General features: G+C 70.9%; 17 protein-coding genes. 2 read left to right on the forward strand and 15 right to left on the reverse strand.

Features of this window, described 5'->3' with window-relative positions:
* The coding region (locus AAHG09_RS11890; protein WP_342107789.1) for a GTP-binding protein at positions 1-127 on the reverse strand (127 nt) is incomplete at its 3' end.
* Positions 128-435: 308 nt separating this feature from the next.
* On the opposite strand from AAHG09_RS11890, the gene AAHG09_RS11895 reads away from it, so the two are divergent.
* The gene (locus tag AAHG09_RS11895; protein ID WP_342107413.1) at positions 436-1,299 is read left to right on the forward strand and encodes an outer membrane protein; all 864 of its coding nucleotides are present in this window, start codon (positions 436-438) and stop codon (positions 1,297-1,299) included.
* Positions 1,300-1,609: 310 nt separating this feature from the next.
* On the opposite strand, the gene phnN is transcribed toward AAHG09_RS11895, so the two are convergent.
* From phnN to phnG, 9 genes are all read right to left on the reverse strand, one after another.
* Positions 1,610-2,140, reverse strand: coding sequence for a phosphonate metabolism protein/1,5-bisphosphokinase (PRPP-forming) PhnN (gene phnN, locus AAHG09_RS11900; protein WP_342107414.1), 531 nt, complete (start codon positions 2,138-2,140; stop codon positions 1,610-1,612).
* Positions 2,140-3,276 carry an alpha-D-ribose 1-methylphosphonate 5-triphosphate diphosphatase gene (locus AAHG09_RS11905; RefSeq protein ID WP_342107415.1) on the reverse strand — a complete coding sequence of 379 codons (1,137 nt, stop codon included), beginning with the start codon at positions 3,274-3,276 and terminating at the stop codon, positions 2,140-2,142. The genes phnN and AAHG09_RS11905 overlap by 1 nt, the downstream gene beginning before the upstream one ends.
* 11 nt (positions 3,277-3,287) lie before the next feature.
* Positions 3,288-3,995, reverse strand: a complete 708-nt coding sequence (gene phnL, locus AAHG09_RS11910) for a phosphonate C-P lyase system protein PhnL (protein ID WP_342107416.1) — start codon at positions 3,993-3,995, stop codon at positions 3,288-3,290.
* On the reverse strand, positions 3,992-4,765 hold the full coding sequence (gene phnK / locus AAHG09_RS11915; RefSeq protein WP_342107417.1) for a phosphonate C-P lyase system protein PhnK: 774 nt from the start codon (positions 4,763-4,765) through the stop codon (positions 3,992-3,994). Before phnK ends, phnL begins: the two co-directional genes overlap by 4 nt.
* Entirely contained in the window at positions 4,762-5,238 is a 477-nt protein-coding gene (locus AAHG09_RS11920; protein ID WP_342107418.1) for a GNAT family N-acetyltransferase, read from the reverse strand. Before AAHG09_RS11920 ends, phnK begins: the two co-directional genes overlap by 4 nt.
* Positions 5,235-6,044, reverse strand: a complete 810-nt coding sequence (locus tag AAHG09_RS11925) for an alpha-D-ribose 1-methylphosphonate 5-phosphate C-P-lyase PhnJ (protein ID WP_412760028.1) — start codon at positions 6,042-6,044, stop codon at positions 5,235-5,237. Before AAHG09_RS11925 ends, AAHG09_RS11920 begins: the two co-directional genes overlap by 4 nt.
* Before the next feature lie 191 nt (positions 6,045-6,235).
* On the reverse strand, positions 6,236-7,342 hold the full coding sequence (locus tag AAHG09_RS11930; RefSeq protein ID WP_342107420.1) for a carbon-phosphorus lyase complex subunit: 1,107 nt from the start codon (positions 7,340-7,342) through the stop codon (positions 6,236-6,238).
* Between the two features lie 2 nt (positions 7,343-7,344).
* The gene (phnH, locus tag AAHG09_RS11935) at positions 7,345-7,932 is read right to left on the reverse strand and encodes a phosphonate C-P lyase system protein PhnH (RefSeq protein WP_342107421.1); all 588 of its coding nucleotides are present in this window, start codon (positions 7,930-7,932) and stop codon (positions 7,345-7,347) included.
* Positions 7,933-7,934: 2 nt separating this feature from the next.
* Positions 7,935-8,405 carry a phosphonate C-P lyase system protein PhnG gene (gene phnG, locus AAHG09_RS11940; RefSeq protein WP_342107422.1) on the reverse strand — a complete coding sequence of 157 codons (471 nt, stop codon included), beginning with the start codon at positions 8,403-8,405 and terminating at the stop codon, positions 7,935-7,937.
* Positions 8,406-8,484: 79 nt separating this feature from the next.
* On the opposite strand from phnG, the gene phnF reads away from it, so the two are divergent.
* On the forward strand, positions 8,485-9,228 hold the full coding sequence (gene phnF / locus AAHG09_RS11945) for a phosphonate metabolism transcriptional regulator PhnF (RefSeq protein ID WP_342107423.1): 744 nt from the start codon (positions 8,485-8,487) through the stop codon (positions 9,226-9,228).
* Positions 9,229-9,384: 156 nt separating this feature from the next.
* Here phnF and phnE (AAHG09_RS11950) read toward each other — a convergent pair whose 3' ends face one another.
* From phnE (AAHG09_RS11950) to phnD (AAHG09_RS11970), 5 genes are all read right to left on the reverse strand, one after another.
* Complete coding sequence (gene phnE / locus AAHG09_RS11950; RefSeq protein WP_342107424.1) at positions 9,385-10,251, reverse strand: phosphonate ABC transporter, permease protein PhnE; 867 nt, start codon at positions 10,249-10,251, stop codon at positions 9,385-9,387.
* Positions 10,248-11,138 (reverse strand): phosphonate ABC transporter, permease protein PhnE, encoded by an 891-nt coding sequence (gene phnE / locus AAHG09_RS11955; protein ID WP_342107426.1) that lies wholly within the window; start codon positions 11,136-11,138, stop codon positions 10,248-10,250. Before phnE (AAHG09_RS11955) ends, phnE (AAHG09_RS11950) begins: the two co-directional genes overlap by 4 nt.
* 7 nt (positions 11,139-11,145) lie before the next feature.
* Positions 11,146-12,072, reverse strand: a complete 927-nt coding sequence (gene phnD / locus AAHG09_RS11960; RefSeq protein WP_342107790.1) for a phosphonate ABC transporter substrate-binding protein — start codon at positions 12,070-12,072, stop codon at positions 11,146-11,148.
* 135 nt (positions 12,073-12,207) lie between these two features.
* Positions 12,208-13,137 (reverse strand): phosphonate ABC transporter substrate-binding protein, encoded by a 930-nt coding sequence (gene phnD, locus AAHG09_RS11965; protein WP_342107791.1) that lies wholly within the window; start codon positions 13,135-13,137, stop codon positions 12,208-12,210.
* 130 nt (positions 13,138-13,267) lie between these two features.
* Positions 13,268-14,194 (reverse strand): phosphate/phosphite/phosphonate ABC transporter substrate-binding protein, encoded by a 927-nt coding sequence (phnD, locus tag AAHG09_RS11970; protein WP_342107429.1) that lies wholly within the window; start codon positions 14,192-14,194, stop codon positions 13,268-13,270.
* Between the last annotated feature and the right edge of the window lie 43 nt (positions 14,195-14,237).

The raw sequence follows: 14,237 nt of genomic DNA on the forward strand, positions 1-14,237 counted from the left end.
TCGCGCCGCCCGACTCCGCCAGCACCTTCGTGATCGCCGCCGTCAGCGACGTCTTGCCGTGATCAACGTGGCCGATCGTCCCGATGTTGCAGTGCGGCTTGGTGCGGGAGAACTTTTCCTTGCCCATGATTCCCATTCCTGCGGCGGGGACCACGCGGGGCCCCGGATCATGATCGGCCGCCCCGACCTCGGACAGGGGCGCAAAACGCGGTCCGCTTAGAGGGTCGGCCGGTTCGGATCAAGGTCCGCCGCGCCGCGGGGCCCTGTCGCCACCTTCCCTGTCAAGCCGCGCGGACGTGTCTTGAGCGCGGAATTACCAATCTCCGGAAACCGAGTGGACACTTTCGAGCCACAGTGTGGCAGCGGAGGCATAGCGGGATCTGTGCCGTCCAGCTTAATTGGGCTCAACAACGCACAAGCTTGGATCCCGCCATCATGATGAAGAAGCTCCTCCTCGCCACCGCCGCGACCGCCCTGGTCACGACGGCCGCCTCGGCCGCCGACCTGCCGCGCCGCGCCGCGCCGCCGCCGGTCTTCACGCCGGTGCCGGTCTTCACCTGGACGGGCTTCTACGCCGGTCTCGAGACCGCCTACACCTTCACGGACCGCGAGCGCATCACCACCGTGGGCGTCCTGCCGGGCAACGCCGCCAACGTGGCGCTCGGCCGCCGGCCGTTCCTGACCTCGACCTCGCAGGACGGCATCGCCAACATCGGCGGCACCGCCGGCTACAACTATCAGTTCACGCCGGGCTCCGGCCTCGTGGTTGGTGTCGCCAACAGCATCGACTGGACCGACATCACCAAGAACCGGGTCGTGCTCGGCACCGGCAACGTCGCGGGCGGCCCGCCGAACATCAGCCAGTTCCGCCAGAGCCTCGACTGGCTCGGCACCCTCACGGGCCGCGTCGGCTACGCGTTCGACCGCGTCCTGGTCTACGGGACCGGCGGCCTCGCCTACGGCAACGTGTTCCACGATGCCAACTTCTTCACCCCGGCCGGCCGCCTGCAGTTCGCCGGCCGCTACGACGACTTCAAGATCGGCTACGCCTATGGCGGCGGCATCGAGTTCGCGCTGCCGACCGACAGCTTCCTGAACAACTTCGCGATCGGCCGCTACCTCGGCATCAAGTACGACGCCATCACGGTGAAGGCCGAGTACCTGCACTACGATCTCGGCACGCAGAACGTGCTGGTCGCCGCGATCCCGGGCGTCGGCACCGGCTCCTACATCTCGCGCTTCCGCACGGAAGGCAGCATCGTTCGCGCCGGATTCAACTACAAGTTCGGCGGCTTCTAGTCTTTGCAGCGCGGCCCGGGACGCTGGTCCCGGGCGGACGATGGGGCGCGTGCCGGATCCGGCGCGCGCCCTTTTTCATGGCGGCGGGGCACATCCCGCGGAGCACCGACCCTTTCCCGGGCGCATGCAGGGCCAGCGGAATGCGCCCCGGGAGCCGGCACGAAACGTCGCGCAGCATCCGTCTGAGACAACCTGTGCCGCTTCGCGGCGCTTCCTGTGCTGGGGGTCCCGGATCAGGTCCCGCTTTCGCTCTACCTGTCCGGGAAAGGGGACGTGGCATGAGCCCGTGCCGGCGGCTTCCACGGGCAGCTCAGCAGGCCCGCAGATGCGCCACCAGACGCGCGGCGCCGGCCTCCGGTGCGCCCACGTTGAGAATCCGCAGATCCGCCTCGACCGGCACCGCCCGGGCCAGCCGTGCGGCGAGGTCGCCGTCCTCGGCCCGGCCCCTTGCGGCCAAGCGCTGCATCAGGATCTCGGGGGGCGCCGTGATCTCCACGACGCTCACCCGCAATTCGGCGGCCCGGGCCTGCGCCACGACCCGGCGGGAGACGTTGCAGACCACCACATGGCCCGCCTCCGCCAGACGGCTGGCCTCCGCCGGGATGGCGTAGCCGAGGCCGTGGGCGCGCCAGTGCAGGGTGAAGCGGCCCGCCGCGCAGCCCGCCGCGAAGGCGGCCGCGTCGATCTCGTCGTTGTCCTCGTCCGCCGAGGGGGGGCGCGTCACGAGGCGGCGCGGGAAGACGGTGCGGGGGTCCCCCGCCAAGGCCTCCCGCGCCAGCCGGATCAGTGTGTCCTTGCCGGCCCCGCTCGGGCCGACCACCAGGACGAGGCAGCCCGGCATCAGGACACCCGCCGGCCGGTGCGCCAGACCTCGCGGACCACCGGCACGCCCTCGGCGAGCTGCACCCGGACGAGATCGGCCCGCAGGCCCGGCACCAGGGCGCCGCGGTCGGTCAGGCCGGTGGCCCGGGCCGGGTTCGCGGTCACGGTGGCCAGGGCCTCCGGCAGGCTGATCGCGGGCGCCTGCTGCGGCAGCAGGAAGGCCGCCATCAGCAGGCTCGCCGGCACGTAGTCCGAGGACAGAATGTCGAGATGGCCAGCCTCGGCGAGCGCCAGGGCGGCGACGTTGCCGGAATGCGAGCCGCCCCGGATCAGGTTCGGCGCGCCCATCATCACGGTGAGTCCCTGGCCGTGCGCGGCTTCGGCCGCCTCCAGGGTGGTGGGGAACTCGGCGAGCCGCACCCCCTCGCCGACCGCGAGTTCGACATCCGCCAGCGTCGTATCGTCGTGGCTCGCCAGCGGGATGTTCATCTCACGGGCGAATTGAACGAGCGCCGGACGATTCTTCGTGTTGAGGGCGCGTCCGTCGCGGATCTTGCGCTCGGTGTTGGCGCGGATCTCCTCCATCGGCCGGCCGCCGCGGGTGGCGTAGGTGTAGTACTTCTCCATGTCGCGGAACTGCCGCTGGCCCGGGGTGTGATCCATCAGCGAGATCAGGCCGACGGGGTGGCGGGCCGCGAAGGACGCCACCGTGTCGAGCACGTCCAGCGAGGGCAATTCGCAGCGCAGATGCGTGAAGTGCTCCGCCCGGAACAGGTCCTGGGACCGGGCCGTGGCGATGGCGCCCGCGAGCTGGTCCAGCTCCGAGCCGAGGCCGCTGCCGTCCGGATCGCTGCCGGCGCGCAGGGAATCGAACACCGTGGTGATGCCGGAGGCGGTGATCTGCGCGTCATAGGCCAGCACCGCGCCGAGCGGGTGCCAGCGCACCTTCGGGCGCGGCGCGTAATGGCTCTCCAGGTGGTCGGTGTGCAGCTCGATCAGGCCGGGGATCAGGTGATCGCCGCCGAAATCCAGGCCGCGGGCTGGCGGGCGGCCCTCGCCGAACTCGGCGATCGCCCCGTCGGAGACCGCGAGCCAGCCGCGCTGCACCCGGTCGGGCAGGACCAGGGTCGCGTTCTCGATGATAAAATTGTCCATCGTGTCCGTCCTCAGGCTGCCCGGGCGCGCGGCGCGAAGTGGGTGACGTCGACCACCCGGATCGCCACAGCATCGCGCATCTCGCTGTCGTGGAAGATGCCGAGCACGCCGGCGCCACCGTTCAGCTTCTCGCGCACCAGTTCGGCCACCACGGCGCGGTTCTGCGCGTCGAGGGAGGCGGTCGGCTCGTCGAGGAGCAGCAGCGGCCGATCGGCGATCAGGCCGCGGGCGATGTTGACCCGCTGCTGCTCGCCGCCCGAGAAGGTCGCGGGCGGCAGGCCCCAGAGCCGCTCGGGCAGGTTGAGCCGGGCGAGCAGGTCTTTTCCGCGCGCGCGCGCGACGGTTTGGTCGAGACCGCCCTCGCGGCCGGCCGCCTCGACCACGTCGAGGGCCGAGACCCGCGGGATCACCCGGAGGAATTGCGACACGTAGGCGATCACCCGCGCCCGCAAGCCCAGCACCACCCGCGGATCGGCCCGCACCACGTCGATCAGGGCGTCACCGTCGCGGACCAGGATCGCGCCCTTGTCGCAGCGGTAATTGCCGTAGGCCATCTTGAGGAGCGAGGATTTGCCGGCTCCGGACGGCCCGCCGAGCACGACGCACTCGCCGGGTTCCACGGTGAAGCTGACATCGCCCACCACCGGCAGCACCACCCCGTCGCGCAGGTGCAGGGTGAAGCTCTTGGCGACGTCCTGGAAGGTGAGGAGCGCGGTCATGCGGCGAGCACCGAGGAGACGAGGAGCTGGGTGTAGGCTTGCTCGGGATCGTCGAGCACCCGGTCGGTCAGGCCGGTCTCGATGACGCGGCCGGCCCGCATCACGGCGATCCGGTGCGAGAGCAGCCGCGCCACCGCGAGGTCGTGAGTCACGATGATCACCGCGAGCCCGAGCTCCGCCGAGAGGCGCCGGATCAGGTCGAGGAGCCGGGCCTGGACCGAGACGTCGAGGCCGGAGGTCGGCTCGTCCATCAGCACGAGGCGCGGGCCCGTGACGAGGTTGCGGGCGATCTGCAGGCGCTGGCGCATGCCGCCGGAGAACTGGCTCGGCGGGTCGTCCACCCGCCCGGCGTCGATCTCCACCCGGCCGAGCCAGTCGATGGCCTCGGCGCGGATCCGGCCGTAATGGCGTTCGCCCATGCCCATCAACCGCTCGCCGACATTGCCGCCGGCCGAGACCGCCATGCGCAAGCCCTTCGTGGCGTCCTGGCGGACGAAGCCCCAGTCCGTGCGCATCAGCGCCCGACGGGCCGCTTCGCTCAAGGTGCCGAGGTCGCGCAGCGCGCCGTCGCGCATCCGGTAGGAGACCGTCCCGGAATCCGGCACCAGTTCGGTGGCGATCATGGAGAGCAGCGTCGACTTGCCGGAACCCGATTCGCCCACGATCGCCAGGACCTCGCCGGGCACGAGATCGAACGACACGTCGGCGCAGGCGAGGCGGTCCCCGTAGCGCTTGGTCAGGCCGCGGACCTGAAGCAGAGGGTCGGTCATCGGGTCACCTCGTCGGCGCCGGGCAGGAAGGGGGGATCGAGGCGGAAGCTGTAGCCGTAGCGCTCGAAGCCGAGGCGCTCGTAGAAGACATGCGCCGGCTTGGCGTCGACGTTCGACGACAGAGCGAGCTTGTAGCAGCCCCGCGCCTGGGCGAGGCGGAACGCCTCGTGCATCATCGCCCGGCCGAGACCGCCGCCGCGATGCCCGGACGCGACCACGACGCTCTCGACCAGCGCCGAGGGCATGCCCCAATGGGCGATGTTGTCGAGGATGATGAGGCAGAAGGTGCCGACGATCGCACCATCGACCTCGGCCACGTAGAGCCCGTAATCGGGATAGGCCGTCGTGAGCCGGTCGAGCAGCGCCTCGGCCTGCTCCAGGGTCGCCACCCGCCCGCTGTTCAGCTCGCCGTAGAGGGCGAGGACGGCGGGGAGGTCGGGCTTCCCGGCCCGGCGGACCGTGAGATCGGTCATACCGCGTCCCCCGTGCCGACATGGCCGTCCGCGCGGCGGCCCTCGCAATGGTCGGTGTCCGAGCAGACGAACATCCGCCTTCCGGCATCGTCGAGCAGCACCTCGTCGAGATAGACGCCCTCGGCGCCGCACAGCGCGCAGGGGTGCGTGAAGTCCTGCACCCGGAACGGATGGTCCTCGAAATCGAGGCTGCGCACCCGCGTATAGGGCGGGACCGCGTAGATCCGCCGCTCGCGCCCTGCCCCGAACAGCTGGAGGGCGGGGCAATCGTCCATCTTGGGGTTGTCGAATTTCGGCGTCGGCGACGGGTCCATCACGTAGCGGCCCGCCACCTCCACCGGGTAGGCGTAGGTTGTGGCGATGTGCCCGTGCCGGCTGATGTCCTCGTAGAGCTTCACGTGCATGGCGCCGTACTCGGCGAGCGCGTGGAGCTGGCGCGTCTCGGTCTCGCGCGGTTCGAGGTAGCGCAGGGGCTCGGGGATCGGCACCTGGTAGACCAGGGTCTGGCCCTCGGTGAGCGGCGTCTCGGGGATGCGGTGGCGGGTCTGGATGACCGTCGCCTCGGTTGTGCGGGTGGTTGTGGCGACGCCGGAGGTCTTGGCGAAGAAGCGCCGGATCGAGACCGCGTTGGTGGTGTCGTCGGCGCCCTGGTCGATGACCTTGAGCACGTCCGACCGGCCCAGGATCGCGGCGGTGACCTGCACGCCGCCGGTGCCCCAGCCGTAGGGCATCGGCATCTCGCGGGAGGCGAAGGGCACCTGATAGCCCGGCACCGCGATCCCCTTGAGGATCGCCCGGCGGATCATCCGCTTCGTGCCCTCGTCGAGGTAGGCGAAGTTGTAGCCGGAAGCGCCAACATCACTCTCCTCCCCCTTGCGGGGAGGAGCCGGAGGTGGGGGTGGTGCAGGATTGAACTCGGCGGTGCCACCTGCACCACCCCCACCCCTGACCCCTCCCCGCAGGGGGGAGGGGAATGGCTCAGGCATCGCTGTCCCGCTCATTCCGCGGCCTCCTGCATCGCGACGGATTCCGACCTGTGCTCGAATTCGGTCCGTAGCCGGCGAACCAGCTCCAGCTCCGCCTGGAAGTCGACGTAGTGGGGCAGCTTCAGGTGCTCGACGAAGCCGGTCGCCTGGAGGCTGTCGCAATGGGCGAGCACGAATTCCTGGTCCTGGGCCGGGCTCGTCACCGGCTCGCCGAGTTCTTCCGCCCGCAGAGCGCGATCCACCAGCGCCATCGCCATAGCCTTGCGCTCGCTCTGGCCGAAGCTCAGCCCGTAGCCCCGGGTGAATTGCGGCGGCGCCGCCCCCGAGCCCTTGAACTGGTTGACCATCTGGCACTCGGTGAGCCGCACCCGGCCGAGCGGCACCGCGAAGCCCAGTTCCTCGGGCACGAACGCCACGGCCACCTCGCCGACCCGGATCTCGCCGACGAACGGGTGGGTGCGGCCGTAGCCGCGCTGGGTCGAGTAGCCGAGGCCGAGCACGAAACCCTCGTCGCCCCGGGCGAGCGCCTGGAGGCGGAGCGCCCGGTCGGCGGGGTAATCCACCGGCTCCCGGGTGAGGTCGCCGACCGGCGCGCCCTCGTCCGGCGGCGAGGCCTCGATCAGCCCGTCCTGGGCGAGCAGATCGGTGACCCGTGGGCAGGTCGCGGCATCGGCGTGGGGCTCGGCCTCGGCGGCGGGGGCGGTCTCGCCCTCGGCCGCCAGCGTGAAATCGATCAGCCGGTGCGTGTAGTCGAAGGTCGGCCCGAGCACCTGCCCGCCCGGCAGGTCCTTGAAGGTCGCCGAGACCCGGCGGGCCACCGTCATGGCGCCGGTCTCCAGCGGCACGGAGGCGCCGAAGCGCGGCAGCGTCGTCCGGTAGGCGCGGACCAGGAACACCGCCTCGACCACGTCGCCGCGGGCCTGCTTGAGGGCGAGCGCCGCGAGGTCGGGATCGTAGAGCGAGCCCTCGGTCATCACCCGGTCGACCAGCAGCGCCATCTGCTCGCGGATCTGCGCCACGGACAGGTCCGGCACGGCCGGATCGCCCCGGCGCGCCTCGGCGAGCAGTCGATGGGCGTTGTCGATGGCGGCCTCGCCGCCCTTCACGGCCACGTACATGGCTAGTTCTCCGTGACGGCGGTGGAGCGCGGCAGCCCGGCGACGCGGCCGGGGGCGGTCAGGATCAGGTCGACCCCCAGGGGGAAGCCCGCGCGGTTCTCGGCGAGCTGGGCGACGAAGCCCTTCGGCAGCGGCGCCAGCGCGACGCGGGTGGCGCCGCGGATGCCCGGCCCGGCGAGGCACAGCCCCTCCCCTGCGGTGATCGCTTCCAGGGCGAACACCAAGGTGGTGGCGGTGTCGGGATAGGCCGGCGTGCCGGGGGCGAAGGTGCCGAGCGGCGGGCAGCGGGCCGGATCGCTGATCAGCGCGAAAGCGGCCTCCGCCGGATCCGCCGTGAGCGGCGCACCCGTGTGGAAGCGCAGGTAGGCGGCGACCGCCGGCGCCGCCGCGAGGCCGGCATCGAGCCAGACCGGTGTGTCGGCGTCGGTCAGGGTGAGCGCGACGGCGGCGAGTTCCGGCGTCAGCGGCGCGGGCGGGGTCAGGCCCGGGGTCAGCGGCCGGGGCAGACCCGGCCGGGCGAGGGCATCCATCACGGCGCGGAACGTCGCCTGCGCGTCGTGGACCGGATCGGTGAAGCCGGGTGCGAGCATGCTCAATCCTCCCCGCGGGCGACGGTCAGGAATTCGACCCGGGTGGCGGCGGTCCGCCGCGCCGCCTGCCGGCGATCCGCCTCGGCCCGGCCGGCCGCCTCCGCCAGGGCTGCCTCGACCCGGTCCCGCTGGGCCGGGTCCTGCCAGAGCGCATCGAGGATCGCGGCGAGGCGCGCCTTCGAGCGGTCACGGCCGAGGTGGTAGGCGAAGCCGGTTGGTCCATCCGCCAGGCGGATCGCCGCCCGGGTCACGCTGACCTCGCCGAGATTGAACGGGCGCCCGTCGCCGCCGATCCGGCCGGTGGCCATGACGAGGCCGGTCTGCGGCGGACGGAGATCCTCGGCCGGCGGGACATCGAGGCGCGCCAGGGCGGCTTCGAGTTCGCCCCGGCTCGCATCGGCGCAGAGCGCCATCACGGCCTGCCGGGCCGCGATTCCGGGACCGGGCTCGGGTCCCGCTGGGTTGGGGGTCATCGCGAATCCCTCCGTCGCGTCGTTGTATAGATCTATAGACAACTGGCGCCCGCCGGACAAATGAAGTTTGGATGACAGGATGGATGCAGAGGCACAGGCGCCCGGCCTCGTCCGGGGCGAAGGGCTGACAGCGTGGCGGCAGATCGCCGACACCCTCACGGCCGACATCGCGGCGGGGCGGTACGCGCCCGGACAGCAACTGCCCACCGAGGCGACGCTCGCGGCGCGCTTCGCGGTGAACCGGCACACGGTGCGCCGGGCGCTCGCGGCCCTGGCCGAGGGCGGCCTGGTGCGCGCCAGCCAGGGCCGGGGCACCTTCGTGGAGGAGGCGCCGCTGGCCTACCCGATCGGGCCGCGCACCCGCTTCTCGGAGATCGTCGCCGGGGCCGGCCGAGAAGCCTGGGGCGATCTCATCGCGTCGGCCACCGTGGCGGCCGCGCCCGAGCAGGCGGCGGCGCTGGCCATCGCCCCCGGTGCGCCGGTGCTGGAACTGCTGACCGTCCACCGGGCCGACGACGCGCCGCTCTCCACGGCGCTGACCTGGCTGCCGCTGCCGCGCTTCGCCGGCTTCGCCGAGGCCTATGCCGAGCGCGGCTCGATCACCCGGGCGCTCGCGGCCTGCGGCGTCCACGACTACACGCGGCTCTCGACGCGCATCCGCGCCCGCCCGGCCGACGCCGAGGAGGCGGGGCGGCTCGACATCGCGCCGGGGCGGGTGGTGCTGGTGGTGTCGAGCGTCAACATCGACCCCGCGGGCGTACCGATCCAGGCGAACCGCACCCTGTTCGCCGCCGACCGGGTGGAGCTGGTGATCGGCGGCTGAGCGCCGGAGCGCGCAGGTCCGGATAGGGGGTTCCCAAAGGGACGAGTCCCTTTGGTGGGGTGTCGGGGTGAAACCCCCGACGAACGGGCTTCGCCCGACAGCAGGGCTCTGCCCTGCACCCGCCAAAGGACGCATCCTTTGGGATCCATGACCGGCTCAGCGTGCCGCCGGCCCGATCAGCGCCCGGCGCAGACGGGTCGAGACCCAGTCGATCGCCGCCACGGTGACGAGGATCATCAGCACCAGGAAGGCGACCTGCTTCAGCTCCAGCACGCGGATCAGCTCGGTGAGGTACTGGCCGATGCCGCCCGCGCCGACGATGCCGATGATCGTCGCCGAGCGGGTGTTCGATTCGAAGAAGTACAGCACCTGGCTCGCCAGCACCGGCAGCACCCCGGGGATCAGGCCGAAGCGGATGCGGTGCAGGCCGGAGCCGCCCGAGGCGACGACGCCCTCGCCGGGCCGCCGGTCGCAGGTCTCGATCGCCTCCGAGAACAGCTTGCCGAGCGCCCCGAAATCCGAGCACGCGATGGCGAGCGCCCCCGCGAAGGGCCCGAGGCCCACGACGTTGATCCAGATCAGCGCCCAGATCAGCACGTCCACCGAGCGCATCACGTCGAGGCCGCGGCGCACGGCGAAATGCGCGAACGGATTGGGCACGACGTTGCGCGCCGCCAGGAACGCGACCGGGAAGGCCAGGATCGCCGCCGTCAGCGTGCCGAGGAACGCGATGCCCAGCGTCTCGCCGAGCGCGTGCAGGAAGGTCCAGAACTGGCCCTCCGGGGATGGCGGCACCATCAGCACCGCGAAGGAGCCGAGCCGCCCGAGCCCGTTGAGGATGCGCGCCACCGAGAAGTCGAGCCGCCAAGCGCCCAGCGCCGCGAGCCCGACGAGGAGGCCGAGCCCGGCGGCGAGCCGGGCACGCGCCGCCCAATCGGTGCGGAACTGCGCCGGGTAGCGGGCGCGCAACCGGTCGAGATCGGCCTGGGCCGCCGCCCGCAGGGCTTCGGGACGCGCGCTCATCCGTGGGTCTCCGGGCCGATCAGCCGGTGGCGGACCCGCTCGGTGGCGAGGTCGATGCAGAACACGGTCAGAATGATTAGCACGAGGATCGCGCTGACATCCGCGTAGTAGAAGTTGCGGATCGCCACGAGGAATTCCTGGCCGATGCCGCCGGCGCCGACGAAGCCCATGACGCCGGCCCCGCGCACGTTGATCTCGAAGCGCAGCAGCGCATAGGAGGCGAAGTTCGACAGCACCTGCGGCAGGACAGCGAAGCGCACGGTCTGGACCCAGGTGGCTCCCGAGGCGGACAGGCCCTCGACCGGGCGCATGTCGATGTTCTCGACCACCTCGGAAAACAGCTTGCCGAGCGCCCCCGTGGTGTGGATCGCGATGGCGAGCACGCCCACCATCGGCCCGAGCCCGAAGGCGATCACGAAGATCAGCGCGAACACCACCTCGGGGACGGTGCGGCACACCTCCAGGAGGCGCTTGGCGCCGATCCGCAGCCAGGGCGACCGCACGAGGTTGGCGGCCGCCACGAAGCTGAGGGCGAAGCCCGCCAGCCCGCCGAGCAGCGTGCCGAGATAGGCCATCAGCAGGGTCTCGCCCAGCAGGCCCAGCCAGTTGGGCAGGCCCCAGTACCACGCACGCACGTCGGCGATCGGGTGTTCGAGGCCGATCGGCGGCAGGATCTCGTAGAGGTAGGCGGTGAACTTGCCGATATTCTCGACGAAGACCAGGGGCCGCACCTCGGCGGCGACCCCGGCGAGGAGCGTGAGGGCCGCCACGACGGCGAGCCCCACCAGGGTACGGCGACGCGCGGCCGCCGTCGCCGCTGCGTAGAGGCCGGAAAGGGCGGCGTGCCGCTCCGGCGGCAGCGGTGTCAGGCCGGGCGCGTTCGCCATGATCGGCTCAGGACTTCTTGCGCTGTTCGTCGTTGGCCTTGAGCATGTCGATGACCGGCTCGTAGTCCTTGAACGTCACCGGGACGAGGTCGAGGTCCTTGCCGTCCGAGAGCTTGTCGAACGCGGCCCTGTCGGCCTTCGGCAGGTCGAGGAGGGCTTGGCGGATCTCGGCCTTCAGGTCGTCCGGCAGGCTCGCCAGCACGGCGTAGGGGTCGCCCGGCAGCATGTCGGACTTGAACACGACCCGGAAGTCGGACTGCCGCATCGGCGTGCCATCCGGCTTCTTGAGCATGCCCTTAGCGGCCATCCGGGTGGCCATCGTATCCGTCTCGGAATACCAGACATTGGCGGCGGCGTCGGCCGTGCCCTGGGTCAACGCCAGCACGGCGTTCTCATGGCTTCCGGCGTAGAAGATCTTGCCGAACTGCTTCTCCACGTCGTAGCCCGCCCGCTTCAGGAAGAAGCGCGGCGCCTGGTTGCCGGAGGTCGAGTTCGGATCGACCAGCGCGAGGTTCCTGCCCTTAAGGTCTTCTACCGTCTTGTACGGGCTCGTGGCCAGAACATAGACCACCGAGTAGTAGCCCGGCGTGCCGGTCTCGTGCTTCGGGCTCACCATCGGGTCCAGCTTCACGCCGGTCATCACGGCGCGCGAGAACGCGGCCGCGCCGTAATACGCGATCTGGATGTTGCCGGCGCGCTGGCCCTCAATCACCGCGGCGTAGTCGCTCGCCACCCGCAGCTTCACCGGCACGCCGAGCGCCTTGGTGAGGTAGGCGGTGAGCGGCCCCCAGCGGTCGGCGGTGCCGGAGGCGTTCTCCACGGGGATCACGCCCAGCGTCAGTTCGGGATACCGCGCCTTCCAATCCTGCGCGGCCGCCGGCAGGGCGAGGAACGCGAGCGCGGCCGCAGCGGCCAGGGTGCGTCGGGTGATCACGAGCATGTCCTTGGATCGGGTCGATGACAGGGTCGTCGGGGGAGACCCGGCCCGGCTTCAGGCTGGCCAGGTCCGGGATCGCCGCGGGCGCGCGGATCGGGCCGGCGGATCGTCCGCCGGCCCGGGCGCCGGGAATCAGGACTTCTTGCGCTGCTCGTCGTTGAACCGAAGCATGTCGATGATCGGCTGGTAGTCCTTGAGCGTCACCGGGGTGAGGCCCTGGTCCTTGCCGTCGGAGAGCCTGTCGAAGGCCGCCTTGTCGGCCCCGGGCAGGGCGATAAACGCCTCCCGAATCTTGGCCTTCAGGTCGTCCGGCAGGCTCTCCAGCATCGCGAACGGGCCCTCCGGCAGGAAGTCGGACTTGAACACGACCCGGAAGTCCGACTGCTGCATCGGCGTGCCGTCCGGCTTCTTGAGCATGCCCTTGGCGGCCATGCGGGTGACCATCGTGTCCGTGTCGGAGTTCCAGAGGTTCGCGGCGGCGTCGGCCGTTCCCTGGGTCAGCGCCAGGACGGCGTTCTCGTGGCTGCCGGCGTAGAAGGTCTTGGCGAAGTGCTTGTCCACGTCGTAGCCGGCCCGCTTAAGGAAGAAGCGCGGCGCCTGGTTGCCGGAGGTGGAGTTCGGATCGACCAGGGCGAGGTTCTTGCCCTTGAGGTCCTCAATTGTCTTGTACGGGCTCGAGGCCAGGACATAGACCACCGAATAGTAGCCCGAGGCGCCGGTCTCGTGCTTCTGATTGACGATCGGTTCGATCTTCACGCCGGTCATCACGGCGCGGGCGAAGGAGGCCGGGCCGTAGAAGGCGATCTGGATGTTGCCGGCGCGCTGGCCCTCGATCACGGCGGCGTAGTCGCTCGCCACCCGCAGCTTCACCGGCACGCCGAGCGCCTTGGTCAGGTAGGCGGTGAGCGGGGCGTAGCGGTCGGAGGTGCCGGAGGCGTTCTCGGCCGGGATCACGCCCAGCGTCAGCTCAGGATACTTGGCTTCCCAGTCCTGCGCGGCGGCCGGCAGGCCGAGGAGGGCGAGCGCGGCGGCGGCCGCGGCCAGGGTGCGTCGGGTGATCATCGTGTCGTCCTTCGTGGTGGCCCGAAAGGCGGGCGGCGGCCGGCTCTGCCGGCCGGTCGGGGCGAGGCCCAGCCCGCCGGGGATCCGCACGCGGCGCGGTCCCGGCGGATTGGGGGTGAAGACGGTGGCGCTACAGGCGCGTGCGCTGCGCCGCGTTGAACCGCAGCATGTCGATGACCGGCTGGTAGTCCTTGAGCGTCATCGGGGTGAAACCCTCGTCCTTGCCGTCGGAGAGCTGGTCGAAGGCGGCCCGGTCGGCGGTCGGGAAGGCGATGAAGGCGGCCCGGATCGCGGCCTTCAGATCCTCGGGCAGGCTCGCCAGCATCGCGAAGGGCCCCTCCGGCAGGAGGTCGGACTTGAACACGACCCGGAAGTCGGATTGCTGCATCGGCGCGCCCTGCGGCGTCTTCAGCGTGCCCTTGGCGGCCATCCGGCTGACGATCGTGTCGGTCTCGGCGTTCCAGTGGTTGGCGGCGGCATCGGCCTTGCCGGCGATCAGGGCGTTGACGGCACTCTCATGGCTGCCGGCGTAGAAGGTCTCGCCGAAGAACGTGTCCACGTCGTAGCAGGCCTTCTTGAGGAAGAAGCGCGGGGCCTGGTTGCCGGAGGTGGAGTTCGGGTCGACCAGCGCGAGGGTCTTGCCCTTGAGATCGTCGAGCGTCCTGTAAGGGCTGGAGGCCAGGACGTAGATTACCGAATGATAGCCGTGATTGCCGGCCGGATGGACCCAGGTGACGATCGGCTGGATCAGCACCCCGTTCATCACGGATTGCCCCAGGGAGGCCGGGCCGTGGCGCGCGATGTGGATCGTGCGGTTCTTCTGGCCTTCGATCACCGAAGCGTAGTCCTTGGCCACGCTCAGCGTCACGGGAACGCCGAGCGTCTTGGTCAGGTACGTCACGAGGGGCGTGAACCGCTTGATGGTGGTGTCGGCGTTCTCCACGGGGACGACCGCGAGGGTCAACGCGGGATAGCTGTCCCGCCAGCCCTGCGCCCGCGCCGGCACAGTCAAAAGGGCGATGGCAAAAGCAAAGGCTAAAATGATTCGGCCCAACATCAACATGATCTCCTCACCGGCGCGCCGGAATCCGAATCGAGCG

Source organism: Methylobacterium guangdongense (assembly GCF_038442355.1).
Lineage (GTDB): Bacteria > Pseudomonadota > Alphaproteobacteria > Rhizobiales > Beijerinckiaceae > Methylobacterium > Methylobacterium guangdongense.